Here is a 19,594-nt window from a genome sequence, read left to right on the forward strand (position 1 = left end):
GCTATCTCTAGTGGATTTTGCGCCACTGTAAATCACAGAGCTAATGATCTGGTCAGCAATGTGATGCGTCGTCAGGCGAGGGTGATCCGGCGTGCCTCGCGGTCGATCGTCAGGCGATAGGCCTGGGTATCGTAGACCAGACCGGGGAGTTCGGGATTCTCCCAATCGGCGGTCGTCATCGCCGCGCCCGCGAGCGTCAGCCATTCGCCGGGGAGCGCGAACTGGCGAAGATGCGCGATCCGCTCGGCGCGCCAGCTCGCCAGTTCGGCGACATAGTCCTCGAGCGCGACATCGCGCCCCGTCCAGTCGATCCAGGACAGCGCGTTGTCCTGGGCATAGGCGTTGTTGTTGCCCTTCTGGCTGCGGCCGAATTCGTCACCGGCGGTGAGCATGATCGTGCCGGTCGAGGCGAACAGCGTGGCCAGCAGCGCGCGCAGATCGGTGTCGCGACGTGCCAGGATCGCCGGGTCGGTGGTCAGGCCCTCGACGCCGTTGTTCCACGAGAAGTTCTCGCCGTGGCCGTCGCGGTTCTCCTCGCCGTTGGCCCAGTTGTGACGCTCGGCATAGGCAACGGTGTCGGCGAGGGTGAAGCCGTCGTGCGCGGCGAGGAAGTTGACGCTGCGGCTCGCCTGCTCGCCGAAGACGTCGGCCGAACCGGCGAGGCGGGTGGCCATAGCGCCGAAGCCGCCATCACCCAATCCTGCACTAGGGCGCCAGAAGCGGCGGACGTCGTCGCGGAAGCGGTCGTTCCATTCGAGCCAGTTCGCGGGAAAATTGCCGAGCTGGTAGCCACCCGGGCCGCAGTCCCATGGCTCGGCGATCATCACGCTATCGGCGAGCCAGGGATCCTTGGCGATCTCGGCGAAGATCGGCGCATCGCGATCGAAGCCGGGGCCGCGCGCGAGGATCGTGGCGAGATCGAAGCGGAAGCCGTCGATGCCGCAATGGCGGACGAAATGGCGCAGGGTGTCGAGCGCGAGCTGGCGCACCGCCGGCTGCGCGAAATCGAGCGTATTGCCCGTGCCCGTATCGTTGATCAGGCGGCCATCGGGCTCCTTCGCATAGGCCGCGTCGTCGAGCCCGCGCAGCGACAGCACCGGGCCGAGCACGTCGCTCTCGCCGCTGTGGTTGAGCACGAGGTCGAGGACAACGCCGATACCCGCGGTATGGAGCGCGGAGACGGTCTCGCGCAGTTCGGCGACGCCGCCGGGGCAGAGCTCGGGATCGAGTGCCATCATCGCCACGGGGTTGTAGCCCCAGGCGTTGGTCAGGCCGAGCGGGCCGAGGTGGCGCTCGTCGATCCAGGCGACGATCGGCATCAACTCGATCGCGGAGACGCGAAGCTTGCGGAAATGCGCGATCACCGAGGGATGGGCGAGCGCGGCCACGGTACCGCGCTGGGCTTCGGGCACTTCGGGATGGAGGACGGTGAAGGCGCGGACGTTGAGTTCGTAGACCAGTCCGCCCTGGGCGAAATGCGGCGGGGTGAGGGCGACTTCGGGCAACGATTTCGGCACGATCGCCTTGGACACCAGCGCGGCGGTATCCTCGCCGAAGACCGAGAGCCGCGGATCGTAGACGAAGCGGCGATCGAGCTCGATCGCATAGGGATCGACCAGCAGCTTCGCCGGATCGAACCACAGCCCGCGCTCGGGCGCCCATTCGCCCTCGGCGCGGTAGCCGTAGTGCGCGCCCGATAGGTCGTCGGCGATCTCGACGGCCCAGACGTCGCCTTCGCGGTGCATCGCCAGACGCTGCTCGGCCCCAGCGACGAACACGCAGAGCGAGACCTCGTGAGCGTGCGGGGCGCGCACGGCGAAGCGGGTCTTGCCGTCGCGGACCTGGGCGCCGAGGTTGGTCCAATCCGTCTTCATAAATCCCTCCCGTCGCCCCTGCGCAGGCAGGGGCCCAGCCAAGCTCGCGTCCTGAAACGGAAGGCGCGAGGCGGCACGGTCAGTTGGGCCCCTGCCTTCGCAGGGGCGACGGGGGAGAGACGGGGTGGCGGAAGATTGTCACGTCACCACATCGGGCGCCGTCCGCCCGGTGTGCCGCACGATCCCGGCGATCGCGTCGGCCGCGGCGATCAGGTCGCCGAGCATGTCCGAAACCGGCGCGTCGAGCTTTCCGCCCACGGGTTCGTAGCGTTCGAGATAGACGCGCAGGGTCGCGCCCTCGGTGCCGGTGCCCGACAGGCGGAAGACGATCCGCGAGCCGCCCTCAAACATCACCCGAATGCCCTGGTTGCGGCTAACCGAGCCGTCGACCGGATCGACATAGGCGAAGGAGTCCGCCGCCGCGACCTTGAGCGGGCCGAACTCGCGGCCGGTCAGGGCGTCGAGCCCCGCGGTCAGTTCGGCCATCAGCGCGTTGGCCTTGTCGGTCTCGATCGCCTCGTAATCGTGCCGGGCGTAGTAGTTGCGGCCGAACCTGGCCCAATGCTCGTGCGCGAGGTCGTCGACGCTGATCCGCCGCACGGCGAGCACGTTGAGCCAGAGCAATACTGCCCAGAGCCCGTCCTTCTCGCGGACGTGGTCCGAGCCCGTGCCCGCGCTTTCCTCGCCGCAGATCGTTGCCATGCCGGCGTCGAGCAGGTTACCGAAGAACTTCCATCCGGTCGGCGTCTCGAAGCTCGGCAGGCCCAGCGCCTCGGCGACACGATCGGCGGCGGCGCTGGTCGGCATCGAGCGGGCGACGCCCTTGAGCCCGCCCGCATAGGCCGGCGCCAGATGGGCATTGGCCGCGAGCATCGCCAGCGAGTCCGACGGGGTGACGAAGCGGTTCTTGCCGATGATCAGGTTGCGATCGCCGTCGCCGTCCGAAGCCGCGCCGAGCACCGGCGCCTCCGGGCTCATCATCAGGTCGTAGAGCACCTTGGCATGGACCAGGTTCGGATCGGGATGATGCCCGCCGAAATCCTCGAGCGGGGTGCCGTTGTGGACCGTGCCCACGCGGAAGCCGAGCCGGCGTTCGAGGATCTCGTGCGCATAGGGTCCGGTCACCGCCTGCATCGCGTCGAAGCACATGGTCATGCCGTCCGAGACCGCCGCGCGGATCGCGGCGAAGTCGAACAGGCTTTCCATCAGGTCGGCATAGTCGGTGACGGGATCGATCACCTCGACCACCATGCCCGACACCGTGACCACGCCCACCTTGTCGAGATCGATGTCGGCCCCGTCGACCGTCAGCCAGCGGTCGATCTCCTGCGTGCGCGCATAGATCGCCTCGGTCACGCCCTCGGGCGCGGGGCCGCCGTTGGCGACGTTGTACTTGATGCCGAAGTCCTCGTCGGGCCCGCCGGGATTGTGGCTGGCCGAAAGGATCAGCCCGCCAGAGGCCTGGTGCTTGCGGATGACGTGGCTGGCCGCGGGCGTCGATAGGATGCCGCCCTGGCCGACGAGCACGCGGCCATAGCCGTTGGCCGCGGCCATGCGGATCGCCTGCTGGATCACCGCGCGGTTGTGGAAGCGCCCATCGCCGCCGATCACCAGCACTGCGCCGCGCGGGGGTTGCACCGCGTCGAACACCGACTGGATGAAGTTCTCTGCGTAGTTTTCCTGCTGGAAGACGCGGACCTTCTTGCGCAGGCCCGAGGTGCCGGGCTTCTGGCCTTCGAACGGCGTGGTCTGGACGGTGCGGATCATCGGATTTCCTCGACGAGCTGGCCATAGAGATCGGCATAGGCCTTGCCGCTGCGCGCCCAGGAGAAATCGCCGGCCATGCCGTTGCGCTGGAGCTGGCGCCACAGCTCGGGCTGACGGAAGAGGGCGGTGCTTCGGCTGATCGCGGCGGTCAGGGCATTGGGTGTGACGCCATCGAACTGGATGCCCGTGGCGACGCCTGCCTGCAGCGCGGCGACGTTGGCGTCGATCACCGTATCGGCCAGCCCACCCGTGCGTGCGACCACCGGCACGCAGCCATAGGCCAGGCCATAGAGCTGGGTCAGGCCGCAGGGCTCGAACCGCGAGGGGATCAGGATCGCGTCGCCGCCGGCCTGGATGCGATGCGACAGCGCCTCGTCGTAGCCGGTGCGCACGGCGACACGGCCCGGATGGCGCGCGGCGGCGGCGTGGAAGCCGGCCTCGAGCGCGGCATCGCCCGAGCCGAGCAGCGCGAGCCGTCCGCCGAGCCCGACCAGATGGTCGAGCACCCCGAGCAGCACGTCCATGCCCTTCTGCCAGGTCAGCCGGCTGACTACGACGAACAGCGGACCGTCATCGGCGTCGAGCCCGAACTCGACCTCCAGAGCACGCTTGTTGGCGAGCCGCTTGTCGAGCTTGCGCGCGGTGAAGCGCGCGGCCAGCGTGGTGTCGGCGGCCGGGTCCCACTGCGCCGTGTCGATGCCGTTGAGGATGCCGTGCACGCGCTCGCCGCGGCTCACGACGATGCCTTCGAGCCCCATGCCGAACTGCGGATCGCGGATTTCGGTGGCATAGCTCGGGCTCACCGTGGTGATCGCCGATGCCGCTTCCATCCCCGCCTTCAGCGCGCCGACCCCGCCGTGATACTCGACGCCGTGCATCGACCAGGCCTCACGCGGGAGGCCGAGCCCGGCGAAGGTCTCGGCGCCGCTCCAGCCCTGGAAGGCCATGTTGTGGATCGTCATCACGCCGGGCAGCGGCGGCGCGTCCGCGACCGGTGCGAAGCGCAGATAGGCGAGCGTCATCGCCGCCTGCCAGTCGTGCGCGTGGACCAGGTCGTAGCGACGCCCTTTGACCACGCCGCCGGCGAGATCGGCGGCGGCACGGCCGAAGGCGGCGAAGCGGCGCCAGTTGTCGCCCCAGTCGCGCCCCGAAGGATCGGCATAAGGCCCGCCCCCGCGCGCGAAATAGGCCGGGGCGTCGAGCACGAGCAGCGGGTGTCCGTCGATCTTGCCGGCGACGAGCCGCGCCGGCTCGCCGAGCAGCGCGGGCCAGCTATGCAGGGTGCGCGGCTTGCCGAGTGCGGCCATGACCGCGGGATAGCCGGGGAGCAGGGTGGTGATCTCGACCCCGTGCGGCGCCAGAGCCGCGGGCAGGGCGCCGACGACATCGGCGAGCCCGCCGGTCTTGACCAGCGGCACGGCTTCGGAAGCGACGGAGAGGACGCGCAGGGTCATCGCGCGACTTCCGAGACGTCACCCACCACCGTCACCCCCGCGAAGGCGGGGGCCCATCTCCTGCGGTATCGATCGATCGCGACAGCGGCGCAAAACGCGAACTCGGGTGATGGATCCCCGCTTTCGCGGGGATGACGGAAAAGGGGTTCTGCGTGGAGGAACGTCATCACAGTCGGTCGATCATGGCCTTGGTGATCAGGCAGACGCCGTTCTCGGTCCGACTGAAGCGCTGGGCGTCGAGCTCGGGATCCTCGCCGACGACCAAGCCCTCGGGGATGCGCACGCCGCGGTCGATCACGACCTTGCGCAGCCGGGCGCTGCGGCCGATGTTGCAATAGGGCAGGACCACGGCCTCGTGGACATTCGAGAAGGAGCCCATTTTTACGCCGGTGAACAGCAGGCTGCGCGAGGCGACCGCACCCGAGACGATGCAGTCGCCCGACACCAGCGAGGAGATCGCCGTGCCGCGGCGGCCGTCCTCGTCGTGGACGAACTTGGCGGGGGCGGTGATTTCCGAATAGGTCCAGATCGGCCAGTCGCGATCGTACATGTTGAGCTTGGGCACCACGTCGGTCAGGTCGATGTTGGCTTCCCAATAGGCGTCGACCGTGCCGACGTCGCGCCAGTATTCCTCGATCTCCTCTGCGGCGCGGATGCAGCTCGACGAGAAGCGGTGTGCGACCGCCTTTCCGTGTTCGACCAGGTAGGGGATGATGTCGCCGCCGAAGTCGTGCTTCGATCCCGGCGTCTCGGCATCGCGGCGCAGCTGCTCGATCAGGAAATCGGTGTCGAACACGTAGATGCCCATCGATGCCAGGGACATGTCGGGATTGCCGGGCATCGCCGGCGGATCGGCCGGCTTCTCTACGAACTCGGTGATGACGTCGTTCGCGTCGACCGCCATCACGCCGAAACCCGAGGCATCCTTGCGCGGCACTTCGAGGCAGCCGACGGTGACGTTGGCGCCACTGTCGACGTGCTGCTGGAGCATCAGCTCGTAGTCCATCTTGTAGATGTGGTCGCCGGCCAGGATGACCATGTATTTCGGCGCGTAGTCCTCGATGATGTCGATGTTCTGGAAAACCGCGTCGGCCGTGCCTTCGTACCACTGGAACTCGGACACGCGCTGCGAGGCGGGCAGGATGTCGAAGCTCTCGTTGCGCTCGGGCCGCAGGAAGTTCCACCCGCGCTGCAAGTGGCGGATCAGCGAATGCGCCTTGTATTGCGTGGCGACGCCGATGCGGCGGATGCCCGAATTGATCGCGTTCGACAGCGCGAAGTCGATGATCCGCGTCTTGCCGCCGAAATAGACCGCGGGCTTGGCGCGGTTGTCGGTCAGCTCCTTGAGCCGGCTGCCGCGCCCCCCGGCAAGCACATAGGCCATGGCGTCGCGCGCCAGCGGTTGTTGCCGTCTATCGACCATGCGCCCTCTCAGTACCTTTCTTATTCTGCCAGTTCGAACAGGACCGTCGCCAGCGGCGGCAGTGTGACATGGGCTGCGCCGTCCTGCGCCGTCACCGCACCGAGATTGCCCTGGCCGCTGCCACCATAGACCGCCGCATCGCTGTTGAGCACCTCGCGCCATTGGCCGTCGTGCGGCAGCGGCAGGCGATAGCCGGTATGCAGCATTGGCGTCATGTTGGCGACCACGGCCACGGGCTTCGCCCCCGGCGCCTTGCGCAGCCAGGCGAAGACCGAATGGGCGGCATCGTCGACCACCAGCCACTCGAAACCGTCGCTCTCGCAGTCGCGCGCGTGGAGGGCCGAGCTCGTCCGATAGAGCTTGTTGAGATCGCGCACGAGGTTGCGCACGCCCTCGTGCGCGGGGGCGCCGCGCAGGTCCCAGTCGAGCGCGCGATCCTCGTTCCATTCGCGGCGCTGGGCGAACTCCTGGCCCATGAACAACAGCTTCTTGCCCGGATAGCCCCACATCAGCGCGTAATAGGCGCGCAGGTTGGCGAACTGCTGCCAATCGTCGCCGCTCATCTTGTTGAGCAGGCTACCCTTGCCGTGGACGACTTCGTCGTGGCTCAGCGGCAGGACGAAGTTTTCCGAGAAGGCATACATCAGCCCGAAGGTGATCTCGTCGTGGTGATGCTGCCGGTGGACCGGATCGCGCGCCATGTACTTCAGCGTGTCATGCATGAAGCCCATGTTCCACTTGAAGCCGAAGCCCAGGCTGGTCTTCGGGCCTTCGTCGTAAGCGGGCAGCGAGACGCCGGGCCAGGACGTGGACTCCTCGGCGATCGTCATCACGCCCGGATGCTGTCCGTAGAGCGCCTTGTTGGTCGCGCGCAGGAATTCCACGGCTTCCCAGTTCTCGCGGCCGCCCTCGGCATTGGGGATCCATTCGCCGGCCTCACGCGAATAGTCGCGGTAGAGCATCGAGGCGACGGCATCCACGCGCAGCCCGTCGACGTGATAGCGCTCGGCCCAGAACAGCGCGTTGTTGACCAGGAACGACTGCACCTCGCGCCGGCCGAAATTGTAGATTGCGGTGTTCCAGTCGGGATGGAAGCCGAGCCGCGGGTCCTCGTGCTCGTAGAGCGCGGTGCCGTCGAAATGGGCGAGGCCGTGTTCGTCGGTCGGGAAGTGCGCGGGCACCCAGTCGATCAGCACGCCGACGCCGGCGCGATGCGCCCCGTCGACGAAGCGCGCGAAGCCGGCAGGATCGCCGAAGCGCGCCGACGGGGCGTAGAGCCCGGTGGTCTGGTAGCCCCACGACGGGTCGTAGGGATGCTCGGAGACCGGCAGGAACTCGATGTGGGTGAAACCGAGTTCGACGACATAGGGGATCAGCCGCTCGGCCATGGCATCCCACGAGAGGAACCAGCCATTGTCGTCGCGCTGCCAGGAGCCGGGGTGGACCTCGTAGATCGCGATCGCCTCGCGCCGCGGATCGACCGCGGACCAGTGCGCGCGGTGGGCCTCGTCACCCCAATCATGCTTGCCGGGCAGGGCGGTGATCGAGGCCGTTCGCGGGCGCAGTTCTGAGGCGAAAGCGAAGGGATCGGCCTTGAGCGGCTGCACCGTGCCGTCGGGGCCGACCACACGGAACTTGTAGGCGCGGCCGAGGCCGATCTTGGGCAGGAAGATTTCCCACACGCCGATGTCGGCGCGCTGGCGCATCGGGTGGCGGCGGTGGTCCCAATCGTTGAAATCGCCGACCAGCGAGACGAGGCGGGCGTTGGGTGCCCAGACCGCGAAATGAACGCCGTCGGCGCCTTCGTGGCGGATCGGGTGCGCGCCAAGCTTGTCGAACAGGCGGAAGTGCGTGCCTTGCGCGATCAGCAGGTCGTCTATCGGGCCGAGCACGGGGCCGAAGGAGTAGGCATCGGTGACCCACCACTCGTGCGGCCCAGCAGTGCAACGGTACTGCACCGGCTGTGCATCACCCCTGATCTTGCCCTCGAACAGCCCGCCCGGATCGATCCGCTTGAGCTTGCCGAGCTTCTTCCCCGCCAGGTCGTGCGCCTCGGCCTTCTCTGCCCCCGGCAGGATGGCGCGCGCGAAAGTGCCCTCGGGACCCTGATGGACCCCCAGCAGCGAAAACGGATCGGCGTGCGTGCCTTCCAGCAGTGCGGTGATGGCTTCCGCCGGTGGCTTCATGAGTCCTCAAGTCTTGTGCTAACGCACCCGAGGCGCCAAAATGGCGAACAGATCGGATCGAAATGCGCGCCGCGAAGGCTGGTAGCCTTTGCAAGCGCAGTTCGGTTCGAGATGGAAGCCATTTTGGCGTCCCTTCGGGATTTGATCGATTTGACCCATTGCTGCGTCGATCGGTCTTGAAATGGGCCCACCATTCCTGCGCCCTCACTCCTTGCACTGGGTCAAATCGATTCAAACCTCGGGTGCGTTAGCACGAGACTTGAGGACTAAACTCCCCAGATGTCCTTCGCATATTCGGCGATGGTCCGGTCGGACGAGAACCAGCCCACATTGGCAATATTGCGGATCGCGCTGGTCCGCCAGGCCTTCTGGTCGAGCCAGCGGGCATCGACCGCGCGTTGGGCGGTGGCATAGCTATCGAAGTCGGCCGAGCACATGAACCAGTCGTGGTCGTAGATGCCGCCCATCAGATCGGCGTAGCGGTTGGGATCGTCGGGGGAGAACACGCCGCTGGCGATCGCGTTCAGCGCCTGGCTCAGCTCGCGCGACTGCTCGATCACCTCGCGCGGGTTGTAGCCGTCGGCGCGCTTCTGCGCGACCTCGTCGGCGGTGAGGCCGAAGATGAAGATCTCGTCGTCGCCGACCCTGTCCTTGATCTCGACATTGGCGCCGTCGAGCGTGCCGATCGTCAGCGCGCCGTTGAGCGCGAACTTCATGTTGCCCGTGCCCGAGGCTTCCATGCCCGCGGTCGAGATCTGTTCGGACAGGTCGGCCGCCGGGATCAGCTTCTCGGCCTTGGTGACGTTGTAGTTCGGCACGAAGACGACCTTGAGCAGTCCGCCGACCGAGGGATCGGAATTGACGCGCCGGGCGATGTCGTTGGCCAGTTTGATGACCAGCTTGGCGTTGTGGTAGCTGGGCGCCGCCTTGCCGCCGAAGATCTTCACCCGCGGTACCCAGTCGCGCTCGGGATGGCTGCGGATCTGGTCGTAGAGCGCGACCGTCTCGACCAGGTTGAGCAGCTGGCGCTTGTACTCGTGGATGCGCTTGATCTGGACGTCGAACAGCGCGTCGGGATCGAGGCGGATGCCGACCACTTCCTTGATGTAGGAGGCGAGGGCGACCTTGTTCGCACGCTTGACCTCGGCGATCCGCTCGCCGAGCGCGGCGTCACCGGCCAGCGCGTTGAGATCGACCAGCTTCTCGGCATCGTCGAGGAAGCCGTCGCCGATCGCGTCCTTGATCACCGCGGTCAGGCCTGGGTTGCACTGCTGCAGCCAGCGGCGCGGGGTGACGCCGTTGGTCTTGTTATTGATCCGCTCAGGATAGAGCTGGTGCAGGTCCTTGAACACGGTGACCTTCATCAGGTCCGTGTGCAGCGCCGCGACGCCGTTGACCGAATGCGCGCCGGCGAAAGCTAGGTTGGCCATCCGCACGCGACGTTCGCCGCCCTCGTCGATCAGCGAGATCGCCGAGACCGCGGCATCGTCCATCCCGGCCTTGCGCGCCTCACGCAGGACGCGGCTGTTGATCGCATAGACGATCTGCATGTGCCGCGGCAGCAGCCGCTCGAACAGCGGCAGCGGCCAGGATTCCAGAGCCTCGGGCAGCAAGGTGTGGTTGGTATAGCCGACGGTCTTCTTGGTGATCTCCCAGGCCTCGTTGAATTCGAGGCCGTGCACGTCGACGAGAATCCGCATGATCTCGGCCACGGCGACCGCGGGGTGCGTGTCGTTGAGCTGGATCGCCGCCTTGTCGGGCAGGGTGCGGACATCGCCCATGTAGGCGACGTGGCGGCGGATGATGTCCTGGATCGAGGCCGAGGTGAAGAAATACTCCTGCCGCAGCCGCAGCTCCTGCCCGGCGGCGCTGGAGTCCGCAGGATAGAGCACGCGCACCAGCGCATCGGCGCGGGCTTCCTCGACCAGCGCGCCGACGTGATCGCCGGCGTTGAAGGCGTCGAGCCGGATCGGATCGAGCGCGGTCGCGGTCCACAGGCGCAGGGTGTTCACGCGCTTGCCGCGCCAGCCCACCACCGGCGTGTCGACCGCCGAAGCCTCGACCTGCTCGGCCGGCTTCCACACGACCCCGCCGTCGGGGCCATCGGCGACCACTTCACCGCCGAAACCGACGCGATAGGCGCTCTCGCGCCGGTCAAACTCCCAAGGGTTGCCGTGCGCGAGCCAAGTCTCGGGAAGCTCGACCTGCCAGCCATCCTGGATGCGCTGGCGGAACATGCCGTTCACATAGCGGATGCCATAGCCATAGGCGGGGATGTCGAGGCTCGCGAGGCTTTCCATGAAGCAGGCGGCGAGGCGGCCGAGACCGCCGTTGCCCAGCGCCGCGTCGGGCTCGAGATCCTCGAGCGCGGCGAGATCGAGCCCGTGGCTGCGCAGCGCCTCTTCCATCTCGCGCGTCATGCCCATGTTCGACAGGGCGTCGCGCATCAGGCGGCCGATCAGGAATTCGAGGCTCAGGTAGTAAACCCGCTTGCCGCTCTCGTCGTAGGTCTTGCGCGTGGATTCGATCCAGCGGTCGACGACGTGGTTGCGCAAGGTCAGGATCGCGGCCTTGAACCAGTCGTGCTGGGTGGCGGCGCGCTCGTCCTTGCCGACGCGGTGGCGGAGCACGGCAATCAGGTGCTCGTCCATTTCGGAGACGGGCGGGGAGAGGGCCTCGATGGCGGGCTTGTTCACGGCAGGACGCTCCCATTCTGAGCACCGGCGCAAGGACGCGAAACCCCTGCCGCCGGTCGCGACGACGACTCCGTCCTCCCCATGCCTCCATCGCCATGGCTAAGGCAGACAGGCCCTCTTCGACAAGTCGATTGTGCAATGCGGCATTAGAATTCATGAACGGCGAGGCAGGCCTGTCAGGAGCGCAGCATGAGTCGACCGATCGATCCGGCGAAGGCGCCCTGGTGGCGCGGCGCTGCCGTCTACCAGATCTATCCGCGATCCTATCAGGACACCAACGGCGACGGCGTCGGCGATCTCGCCGGAATCACCCAGCGGCTCGACTATGTTGCATCGCTCGGCGTCGATGCGATCTGGATCTCGCCATTCTACACCTCGCCGATGCGCGACTTCGGCTACGACGTCGCCGACTACTGCGACGTCGATCCGACTTTCGGGACGCTCGCCGATTTCGATGCGCTGGTGGCTAGGGCGCACGCGCTCGGGCTCAAGGTCATCGTCGACCAAGTCTATGCCCATACCTCGGACCTGCATCCCTGGTTCGCCGCGAGCCGAAGCTCGCGCGAGGACCAGCGCGCCGAGTGGTACGTCTGGGCCGATCCCAAGGTCGACGGCACGCCGCCCAACAATTGGCAGTCGGTCTTCGGCGGCCCCGCCTGGACCTGGGATGCGCGCCGCGGCCAATACTACATGCACACGTTCCTCAAGGAGCAACCGCAGCTCAACGTGCACAACCCCGCGGTGCAGGACGCGCTGCTCGGTGTTGCGCGGTTCTGGCTCGATCGCGGGGTCGACGGCTTCCGGCTCGACGCGCTCAACCATTCGATGCACGACCTCTTGCTGCGCGACAATCCGCCGGCGCCCGACGACGGCCGGACGCGCACGCGGCCGTTCGATTTCCAGACCAAGCTCTACAGCCAGTCGCACCCCGACATGGTCGGCTTCATCGAGCGGATCCGCGCGGTCTGCGACGAATACGGCGCGATCCACACCGTGGCCGAGGTCGGCGGCGACAAGGCGATCGCCGAGATGCAGGTCTATACCCAGGGCGATCACCGGCTGAACTCGGCCTATGGCTTCGACCTGCTCTATGCGCCCGACCTCACCCCGCAGATCGCGATCGACGCGATCGAGCGCTGGTCGACCGGTGGCGGCTGGCCGAGCTGGGCCTTCGAGAACCATGACGCGCCCCGCGCGGTCTCGCGCTGGTGCGCGCCCGCGGACAGGGAGCGCTTCGCGGCAATGAAGATGGCACTGCTGGCGGCGCTGCGCGGCAACATCATCGTCTATCAGGGCGAGGAACTGGGGCTCGAACAGGATCAGATCCCCTTCGAGCTGCTGCAGGATCCCGAGGCCATCGCCAACTGGCCGCTGACGCTCTCACGCGACGGCGCGCGCACGCCGATGCCCTGGCGCGATGAAGACCTGGGCGGCTTCACCACGGGGCATCCCTGGCTGCCGCTGTCGGACGCGAACCTGGCGCGCGCGGTCGAACGGCAGGAGGCGGATTCGGCCTCGCAGCTCGCGCTGACGCGGCAGGTTCTCGCGATCCGCAAGGCACATCCGGCCTTGCGATTGGGCACGCTCGAGAAGGCCCGCGCGGATGGTGCCGTGCTGTCCTTCGTGCGCGAGGCCGCGGGCGAGCGCGTGCATTGCCTGTTTAACCTGTCGCCCGATCCGGTGGTGCTTACGGCGCCTGCGGGCGAGCCGATCCTGGCGATCAACGGTGCCGCGCCCGGACACCTGCCGGGCTTCGGTGCGCTCTATCTTCGCGAGACGGTTTGAGGCCGGGGACATCCGAGACAGGCGGCTCGCAAATCGCGCCGCCGCCTGTTAGGTCTGGTGCATAAGGTCAGCGGCCGATCGCGACAAACGCGGCGGCGCTTGAGGGGCTGACCAAGGATCGGTGGACGAATGGCGACACGGCAGAACACGCTTCGTGCGGGAACGAGCGACGCTAAGACCAAGGATGGGGCCGAAGCCAAGCGCCGGCCGGCTCGCCGTCCACGCGCCAAGGCCGATGGGTCGCCGCCGATCGATCGCCGCGAGCTGATCCTGGCGGCCGCGACACGGCGCTTCGCCGAATACGGATTCGAGGCCACGACGGTGCGCCAGATCGCCGACGACGTCGATATTCTCTCGGGCAGCCTCTACCACCACTTCGCCACGAAGGAGGAAATCCTTGAGGAGATCGTCCGCGACGCGATTCTGAAGAGCCGCGACGACGCGCAGCGCATCGCCGGGCTGCCACTCGATGCCGAACAGCGCTTCGTTGCCCTGCTGATGACCGAACTGCACCGGCTGACCGAGAGCCAGGAGGTCTATGCGATCGCCTTCAACGAGCGGAAGTTCTTCCGGCGCAGCGACTATTTCAACTATCTGACGCGGGCGAAGAAAGAGTCCTACGACGCCTGGAGCGCGATCCTTTCGGATGGCGTCAAGGAAGGCCTGTTTCACCCCGATCTCGACATCTACCTGACGATCTCGACCGTCATCCGCATGCTCAACGCGGGCGCCGACTGGTACAAGAACGAGGACGGCTCGCAGATCGACGCGATCGCCAACTACTCGCTCGACAAGCTGCTCGATTTCTACCTCGGATACGTGCTCCGCGCGATCCGCGCCCCGGCCCGTGCCGGCGAGGCGATCCCGCACCCGACGATCGAGCTGTGACGGCCGAACCCGTTCCGCCGCAGTACCGGGACGAGGAAACGGCGGCGCGCATCGCGCTGATTGCCGAGAGCTTCGAACGCCTGCTGCGCCGGCCGCTGGTGCCGCATGGCGAGGATATGGTCGCAGCACTGTGGGACGCGCCCTGCGCGATCGTCGCGCACGGGACCGAGCCCGATCCGGTGTTCTTCTTCGGCAACCGCGCGGCGCTGACCGCCTTCGATTGCGACGTCGCGGGTTTCGTGACGATGCCGTCGCGCCTCTCGGCCGAGGAAATGCTGCGCGACGAGCGGCAGAGCCTGCTCGACCGCGTCACCCGCGACGGCTTCATCGACGACTATGGCGGCATGCGCGTCTCGGCGACGGGGCGGCGCTTCCGCATCGACCAGGCCGTGGTCTGGAACCTGATCGACGCGCACGGCGCGCGTCACGGGCAGGCGGCGACCTTCACGGTGTGACCGCGATCGCGCCAGATCCCCGCCTGCTGGCCGCGATCTTCGCGGCGCTGGGGCAGGGCGGCGAAGAACGACCGCTGGTCCTCGGCCTTTGCGGCGCACAGGGCAGCGGCAAGACCACCCTGGCGCAGGCCGTGGCCGAGGAAGCCCAACGGCGCGGGATCGCCACGGCGACGCTTTCGATCGACGATCTCTATCTGACCCGCGCCGAACGCGAGCGGCTCGGGCAAGACGTCCATCCGCTGCTGCGCACGCGCGGGGTGCCGGGGACGCACGACGTCGCGCTCGGGCTCGAGGTCCTTGCGGCGCTCGATCGGGGCGAGCCGGCGCGCCTGCCACGGTTCGACAAGGCGCGCGACGATCGCCGGCCCGAGGCGGAATGGGACCGGGCTCCGGCGAACACCGAACTGCTGATCCTCGAGGGCTGGTGCGTCGGTGCCCACCCCGAGGATCCGGCGGCACTGCGCGATCCGGTGAACGCGCTCGAAGCGAGCGAAGATCCCGATGGGCTATGGCGCAGCTATGCCAACGTGGCGCTGGCCGGCGTCTACCAGGAGCTGTTCGCGCGGATCGACGTGCTGGTCCTGCTCGCCGCGCCGGGCTTCGACGTGGTCTTCGACTGGCGCCTGCAGCAGGAAGCCGAACTGCGCGAAAGCGCGGGGCCCGATGCGCCCGGCCTGATGGACGCGGCCGGCGTCGCACGTTTCATCGCGCACTACGAGCGGCTGACCCGCCACATCCTTACAGAGATGCCGGGGAGAACGGATTTGGTGGTACGGCTCGGGCTGGATCGGTCGGTGCTGTCGATCGGCTAGGTCCTGGAGTGCGGACGGGCGAGTTTCGAGCAAAAGCATTCTCAACAGCCCCCGCCTGCTCTCACTCCGTCGCCCCTGCGTAGGCAGGGGCCCAACCAAGCTTTCGTCCTGAAACGGAAGCCGCTTTGAGGCGCGGTCAGATGGGCCCCTGCCTGCGCAGGGGCGACGGCTAAGAAATAAGGGCATCTATCTCCTCCAGCCCGCTCGGCCTGAGCTTGTCGAAGGCCCCGGCACGACCCCTCCGCCCATCATCCCGGCGAAGGCGGGGAAGGAGCGTTCAATCCAGGCTAGGCTGCGTCGCGTTCAGCAGCATCGCCCACATCGACCAGATACCGATCACCGTCGTGCATTCGACCGCACCCTTCTCGCCGAACAGCTGGACCACGCGCGCGAACAGCGGGGCGGGGACGTCGCCGGTCACCACGGCGAGGGCATATTCGATCACCAGCTTCTGCTCGTCGTCGAGCAGGCCCGTGGTCTTCCAGAAGGGCAGCGCGGCGAGCTGGTCCATGCGCAGACCGACGGCCTCCCAGGCGCGGTGGCGCGAGCGGGCGGAGAAGTCCGAGCCATAGTGCAGGTTCACCGTCTGGATCGCGATCTCGCGCAGGTCGGCTCGCTTTGACCAGCCCAGTTCGAGCGCGGCGAAGCTCGACAGCTTCGACAGGTGCAGCGCCAGCCTGGGATTGAGCGCAGCGATGGCGACGCCCGAATGCGGCCGGTCGATCTCGGGATTGTCCACGCCGGGGAACATCTGCCCGAACAGCTCGGCCAGGTCGTCGCGCGTCTGGGCATCGGGATTGGGGTAGTCGCTGGGCTTGTAGACGGGCGTGACGCGGGCCATCGGTTGCTCCTGGATGTGGCCAAGGAATGTGGCTGGCGCACATCACCGGTACGATCCGCTTTGTCAAAGCCCCCGGCACCTCTCGCGCCGCCGCCGCGGCTGCGCTAAGGCCGTTAACCATAGCGGGATCCGTGGTGGGGGAATGCGGCGTTGACTGAGCTGGAATTCATGGCCGTCGCCTTCGGCTTCGCCAACATCGCGCTGCTGATCCAGCGGAACGTGTGGAACTTTCCCTGCGGCCTCGTGATGGTCTCGCTCTACGCCGCGATCTTCTTCGAGACGCGGCTCTACAGCGAAGCCATGCTGCAGGTGTTCTTCTTCTGCGTGCAGCTGTTCGGCTGGTGGAAATGGACCCGCGCGATCGACGACGAGGGTGACCTCGTGGTCGAATGGTCCTCGCCGCGCACCTTGGTGCTCTGCGCGCTGTGCACGATCGCCTTGTCGGCGATGCTCGGCGAGACGATGGCGACCTGGACCGATGCCGCCGCGCCGCATGTCGACGCCACGGTCGCCGCCGCCAGCGTCGTCGCGCAGTTCCTGCTGTCCTACCGCCGGATCGAGAACTGGGTCTACTGGATCGCGATCGACGTGCTTTCGATCGTGCTCTACATCTGGCGCGGGCTGAACCTGACCGCGGGACTCTATATCGTCATGCTGATGATGTCGGTGTTCGGGCTGATGGCCTGGCAGCGCAGCCGGGTGGCCTCGGCACCGCTGGTATGACGATCGTCGTCGCGTTGCACGGGATCGAGAGCACGGGCAAGTCGACCCTAGCGGCCGAGCTCGCCGCGGCGCTGGGTGCGGTCTGGGTGCCCGAATACGGCCGCGAATACTGCCTCGAACACGGCACCGACTGCTCGGCCGAGGACCTGCAGGCGATCGCCCGCGTGCAGCAGGAACGCATCGCCGCGGCGCCTGGGGGCCTCGTCGTCACCGATACCGACTGGCTGATGACGCGCGCCTGGCACAAGATGATGCTCGGCCCCGACATGGGCGGGCCGGCCTATCCGCTGGCCGACCTCTATCTCCACCTCGCGCCCGACGTGGAGTGGGTCGACGACGGGCTGCGGCTCCACGCCGAGGCGCAGGAGCGGTTCCGCTTCGACGGGCTCTGCCGCGACGAGCTCGATCGCTTCGACGTGCGCTGGGTCGAGATCCGCGGCGACTGGCCGGCGCGGCGCGCGGCGGCACTGGCGGCGATCGCCGCGCTCTAGCCGCGCTTCACTTCGGCTGACGGGCAGCCGCCACCACCGATGATCCGGCAGACGAAGGCGCCCTTGCGCCGGCCGAGGGTATCGATCCGGTTCGCCGCCGCGGCGGGCGGGTTTGGACCGACGGCGATGCGGATGCGACCGTCGGCATCGGCCACGACATTGCGATCATGCGCGCCCGGGGTCTGCAGATTCTCGTACCAGAAGTTGTAGGCGTGGAGCGACCAGTAGCCGGGGCCGAGGTCCGCCGGCATCGTCACTTCGAGCCATTCACCCTCGGCGAGATCGAAGCCGCCGAGGAAATATTGCGTGTCGCGGTCGCCCTGGACCGTGGCGGTCAGTTCGGGCGGCGCGAGGTCGAGCCGGTTGCGGTAGCTGCGCGCAACCTCGGTCCACTTCAGATATTCGCGGACATTGCTGCCGAGCGAATGCGCGACGAAGCCGAGTGCACCCTCGGCGCTGCCCATGGCGAGCGCCAGACCCTTGGCCGGGGGGCTGCCGGTGAAGCGCAGTTTTGCCGGATCGGCCGCCGGATCGCGGTGCAGGGTGCGGGTCAGCATCACGCGCGTTCCCGGCAGGATCGGCAAGGCATTACCGCCGATGTCGAGCGCGAAGCTGCCGTCGGCCGCGACGTTGCTGCGGTCGAAGGCGACATAGCCGGCCTCGATCGGCGCGCCATTGGGGCCATAGGTATAGAGCCCGACACCGACGCGCTCCGAGCCTTCGAGCCGGCCTTCGAGGCGATAGGTCTGCCCCTCGGCCACGGGGGCAAAGCGCATCAGGTAGTCGGGATTGGGACCGCCGTAGCAGGGCAGGGCGCGCGACAGGCCATCCTGCTGGAACAGGTGACCGAGCACCGCCCCGCCGAGCCCCGCCGCAAGCACGCGGGCCAGATAGGCCTCGCCCTCGGCCAGGGTCTCGGCATCGGGCGCCGTGGCGGCGATCTGCGCGCGGGCTTCGGCCACGGCTGCGTGGAGCGCGTCCCAGCTCATGCCAGCGCGCCGATCCGGGCGAGGCCCTCGTTCTCGCGAGGAATGGCGAAGCGGCGCATGTAGTCGCCGAAGCGTTCGAGCACTTTGCCCTCGTCGAGCCCGTATTCCTGCCAGGTATAGGCGTTGGCGCCACGCGCGTTCTTGGGATTGGCGGCGTGCCAGGCGCGCACGGTCTCGGCGACGTCGTCGGGCGTATCGACGCCGATGCCCGCGTGGATGCGGTACATCTCGGCCACCGGATCGGCGACGAGCGCGTAGTAGTCGACGTGGACGACACGGTCCGCGTTCGGGCCGCTATCGAAGGCCATGATGCGATCGACGTGGCGGGTGATGAAATGCAGCATGTCCCGTCCGACCTCGGCCTTGTCGACCGGCCCGGCCGATCGCATGCCGCGCAGGTTGAAGGTCATCTTGCAGATCGAGGCGAGCGTCTGGACCGGATCGCGGTGGGTCATGACCATCTTTGCGGTCGGATGGACCTTGAGGATCTCGTCCATTGCGAGGACGTGGTTCGGATACTTGAGCGCCCAGGGCTTGCGCTCGGACTTCCACTGCAACAGCTGGAGCTGGCGCTTGTGGATGCGATAGGTCTCGCCGAGGTTAGCCTCGTCGAGCAGATAGTCGAAATAGCCGGGCACGCGGTAGAGGTTGTTGAGGCCCACCGAACCGAAGCTCTGTTCGAGGAAGGCGTGGCATTCGTCCGAACCGTCCTCGTCGTAGAGGTGCAGTGCCTCGAACCCGTCGAAATGGGCGCGGCCCTTCTGCATCTCGATCCAGGCCTCGCGGCGGCGCATGACCGAGGCGGGGTCGTGGCCCGGCGGCGGCGCGGGCATGATCGATTCCCAGGTGCGGATCAGCCGGAAGCGGCGGTCGCGGTCGAACAGGTACTGGAAATAGGTCGTGCCCGAGCGCGGCAGGCCCATCAGGAACACCGGCGCCTCGATCGGCTCCTCGGCGATTTCCGGAAAGTCGCGCAGCCAGCGCAAGCCTTCGAGACGGTTGACCGTATCGACGAGCAGCATGTTGCGAACATAGGCCTCGCCCTCGTCCGACATCGGAAAGTCGCGGCCGAGCTCGGCGATCAGCCGCTCGAGATTGCCGCGCACGCCGACGTCGGTATCGGCCACGCCGACTCGCTCCTCGGCCTCGGCGATGATCTGTGCCGCATCGAGCATTGTTCTCTCCCGTTTTTCTCGAGCGGACTCGGGGC

At 67.4% G+C, this 19,594-nt stretch carries 15 protein-coding genes; 6 read left to right on the top strand and 9 right to left on the bottom strand.

The genetic code is table 11. The features are described 5' to 3' along the window. Nucleotides 1–71 precede the first annotated feature (71 nt). From glgX to OLX23_RS04295, 6 genes are all read right to left on the bottom strand, one after another. The gene (glgX, locus tag OLX23_RS04270; RefSeq protein ID WP_264443301.1) at nucleotides 72–1,874 is read right to left on the bottom strand and encodes a glycogen debranching protein GlgX; all 1,803 of its coding nucleotides are present in this window, start codon (nucleotides 1,872–1,874) and stop codon (nucleotides 72–74) included. A gap of 138 nt (nucleotides 1,875–2,012) precedes the next feature. Continuing rightward, the gene (locus OLX23_RS04275) at nucleotides 2,013–3,641 is read right to left on the bottom strand and encodes an alpha-D-glucose phosphate-specific phosphoglucomutase (protein WP_264443302.1); all 1,629 of its coding nucleotides are present in this window, start codon (nucleotides 3,639–3,641) and stop codon (nucleotides 2,013–2,015) included. After that, nucleotides 3,638–5,095, bottom strand: a complete 1,458-nt coding sequence (gene glgA / locus OLX23_RS04280) for a glycogen synthase GlgA (RefSeq protein WP_264443303.1) — start codon at nucleotides 5,093–5,095, stop codon at nucleotides 3,638–3,640. Before glgA ends, OLX23_RS04275 begins: the two co-directional genes overlap by 4 nt. A 166-nt stretch (nucleotides 5,096–5,261) precedes the next feature. Further along, nucleotides 5,262–6,518: a glucose-1-phosphate adenylyltransferase gene (gene glgC, locus OLX23_RS04285; protein ID WP_264443304.1), complete on the bottom strand. Its 1,257-nt coding sequence runs from the start codon at nucleotides 6,516–6,518 to the stop codon at nucleotides 5,262–5,264. 20 nt (nucleotides 6,519–6,538) lie between these two features. Next, on the bottom strand, nucleotides 6,539–8,704 hold the full coding sequence (gene glgB / locus OLX23_RS04290; RefSeq protein WP_264443305.1) for a 1,4-alpha-glucan branching protein GlgB: 2,166 nt from the start codon (nucleotides 8,702–8,704) through the stop codon (nucleotides 6,539–6,541). 266 nt (nucleotides 8,705–8,970) lie between these two features. Further along, on the bottom strand, nucleotides 8,971–11,355 hold the full coding sequence (locus OLX23_RS04295) for a glycogen/starch/alpha-glucan phosphorylase (protein WP_264443734.1): 2,385 nt from the start codon (nucleotides 11,353–11,355) through the stop codon (nucleotides 8,971–8,973). A 234-nt stretch (nucleotides 11,356–11,589) separates the two neighbouring features. Here OLX23_RS04295 and OLX23_RS04300 point away from each other — a divergent pair, with 234 nt between their 5' ends. From OLX23_RS04300 to OLX23_RS04315, 4 genes are all read left to right on the top strand, one after another. Continuing rightward, the gene (locus OLX23_RS04300) at nucleotides 11,590–13,185 is read left to right on the top strand and encodes an alpha-amylase family glycosyl hydrolase (protein WP_264443306.1); all 1,596 of its coding nucleotides are present in this window, start codon (nucleotides 11,590–11,592) and stop codon (nucleotides 13,183–13,185) included. 129 nt (nucleotides 13,186–13,314) lie between these two features. Continuing rightward, nucleotides 13,315–14,073 carry a TetR/AcrR family transcriptional regulator gene (locus tag OLX23_RS04305; RefSeq protein WP_264443307.1) on the top strand — a complete coding sequence of 253 codons (759 nt, stop codon included), beginning with the start codon at nucleotides 13,315–13,317 and terminating at the stop codon, nucleotides 14,071–14,073. After that, entirely contained in the window at nucleotides 14,070–14,528 is a 459-nt protein-coding gene (locus OLX23_RS04310; protein ID WP_264443308.1) for an MEKHLA domain-containing protein, read from the top strand. The genes OLX23_RS04305 and OLX23_RS04310 overlap by 4 nt, the downstream gene beginning before the upstream one ends. A gap of 5 nt (nucleotides 14,529–14,533) precedes the next feature. Beyond that, nucleotides 14,534–15,340 carry a kinase gene (locus tag OLX23_RS04315; protein WP_264443735.1) on the top strand — a complete coding sequence of 269 codons (807 nt, stop codon included), beginning with the start codon at nucleotides 14,534–14,536 and terminating at the stop codon, nucleotides 15,338–15,340. A gap of 277 nt (nucleotides 15,341–15,617) precedes the next feature. Here the strand turns inward: OLX23_RS04315 and OLX23_RS04320 are convergent, their stop codons facing one another. Further along, nucleotides 15,618–16,181: a carboxymuconolactone decarboxylase family protein gene (locus tag OLX23_RS04320; protein ID WP_264443309.1), complete on the bottom strand. Its 564-nt coding sequence runs from the start codon at nucleotides 16,179–16,181 to the stop codon at nucleotides 15,618–15,620. Between the two features lie 150 nt (nucleotides 16,182–16,331). Here OLX23_RS04320 and pnuC point away from each other — a divergent pair, with 150 nt between their 5' ends. Together pnuC and OLX23_RS04330 are read left to right on the top strand one after the other, a co-directional pair. Further along, nucleotides 16,332–16,904 carry a nicotinamide riboside transporter PnuC gene (pnuC, locus tag OLX23_RS04325; RefSeq protein ID WP_264443310.1) on the top strand — a complete coding sequence of 191 codons (573 nt, stop codon included), beginning with the start codon at nucleotides 16,332–16,334 and terminating at the stop codon, nucleotides 16,902–16,904. Beyond that, on the top strand, nucleotides 16,901–17,395 hold the full coding sequence (locus OLX23_RS04330) for an ATP-binding protein (protein WP_264443311.1): 495 nt from the start codon (nucleotides 16,901–16,903) through the stop codon (nucleotides 17,393–17,395). Before pnuC ends, OLX23_RS04330 begins: the two co-directional genes overlap by 4 nt. On the opposite strand, the gene OLX23_RS04335 is transcribed toward OLX23_RS04330, so the two are convergent. After that, nucleotides 17,392–18,384: a DUF1214 domain-containing protein gene (locus OLX23_RS04335; RefSeq protein ID WP_264443312.1), complete on the bottom strand. Its 993-nt coding sequence runs from the start codon at nucleotides 18,382–18,384 to the stop codon at nucleotides 17,392–17,394. The two genes, OLX23_RS04330 and OLX23_RS04335, sit on opposite strands and share 4 nt — an antisense overlap. Beyond that, nucleotides 18,381–19,559, bottom strand: a complete 1,179-nt coding sequence (locus OLX23_RS04340) for a sulfotransferase family protein (RefSeq protein WP_264443314.1) — start codon at nucleotides 19,557–19,559, stop codon at nucleotides 18,381–18,383. The genes OLX23_RS04335 and OLX23_RS04340 overlap by 4 nt, the downstream gene beginning before the upstream one ends. Between the last annotated feature and the right edge of the window lie 35 nt (nucleotides 19,560–19,594).

Source organism: Novosphingobium sp. JCM 18896 (genome assembly GCF_025938095.1).
Classification (GTDB): Bacteria; Pseudomonadota; Alphaproteobacteria; order Sphingomonadales; family Sphingomonadaceae; genus Novosphingobium.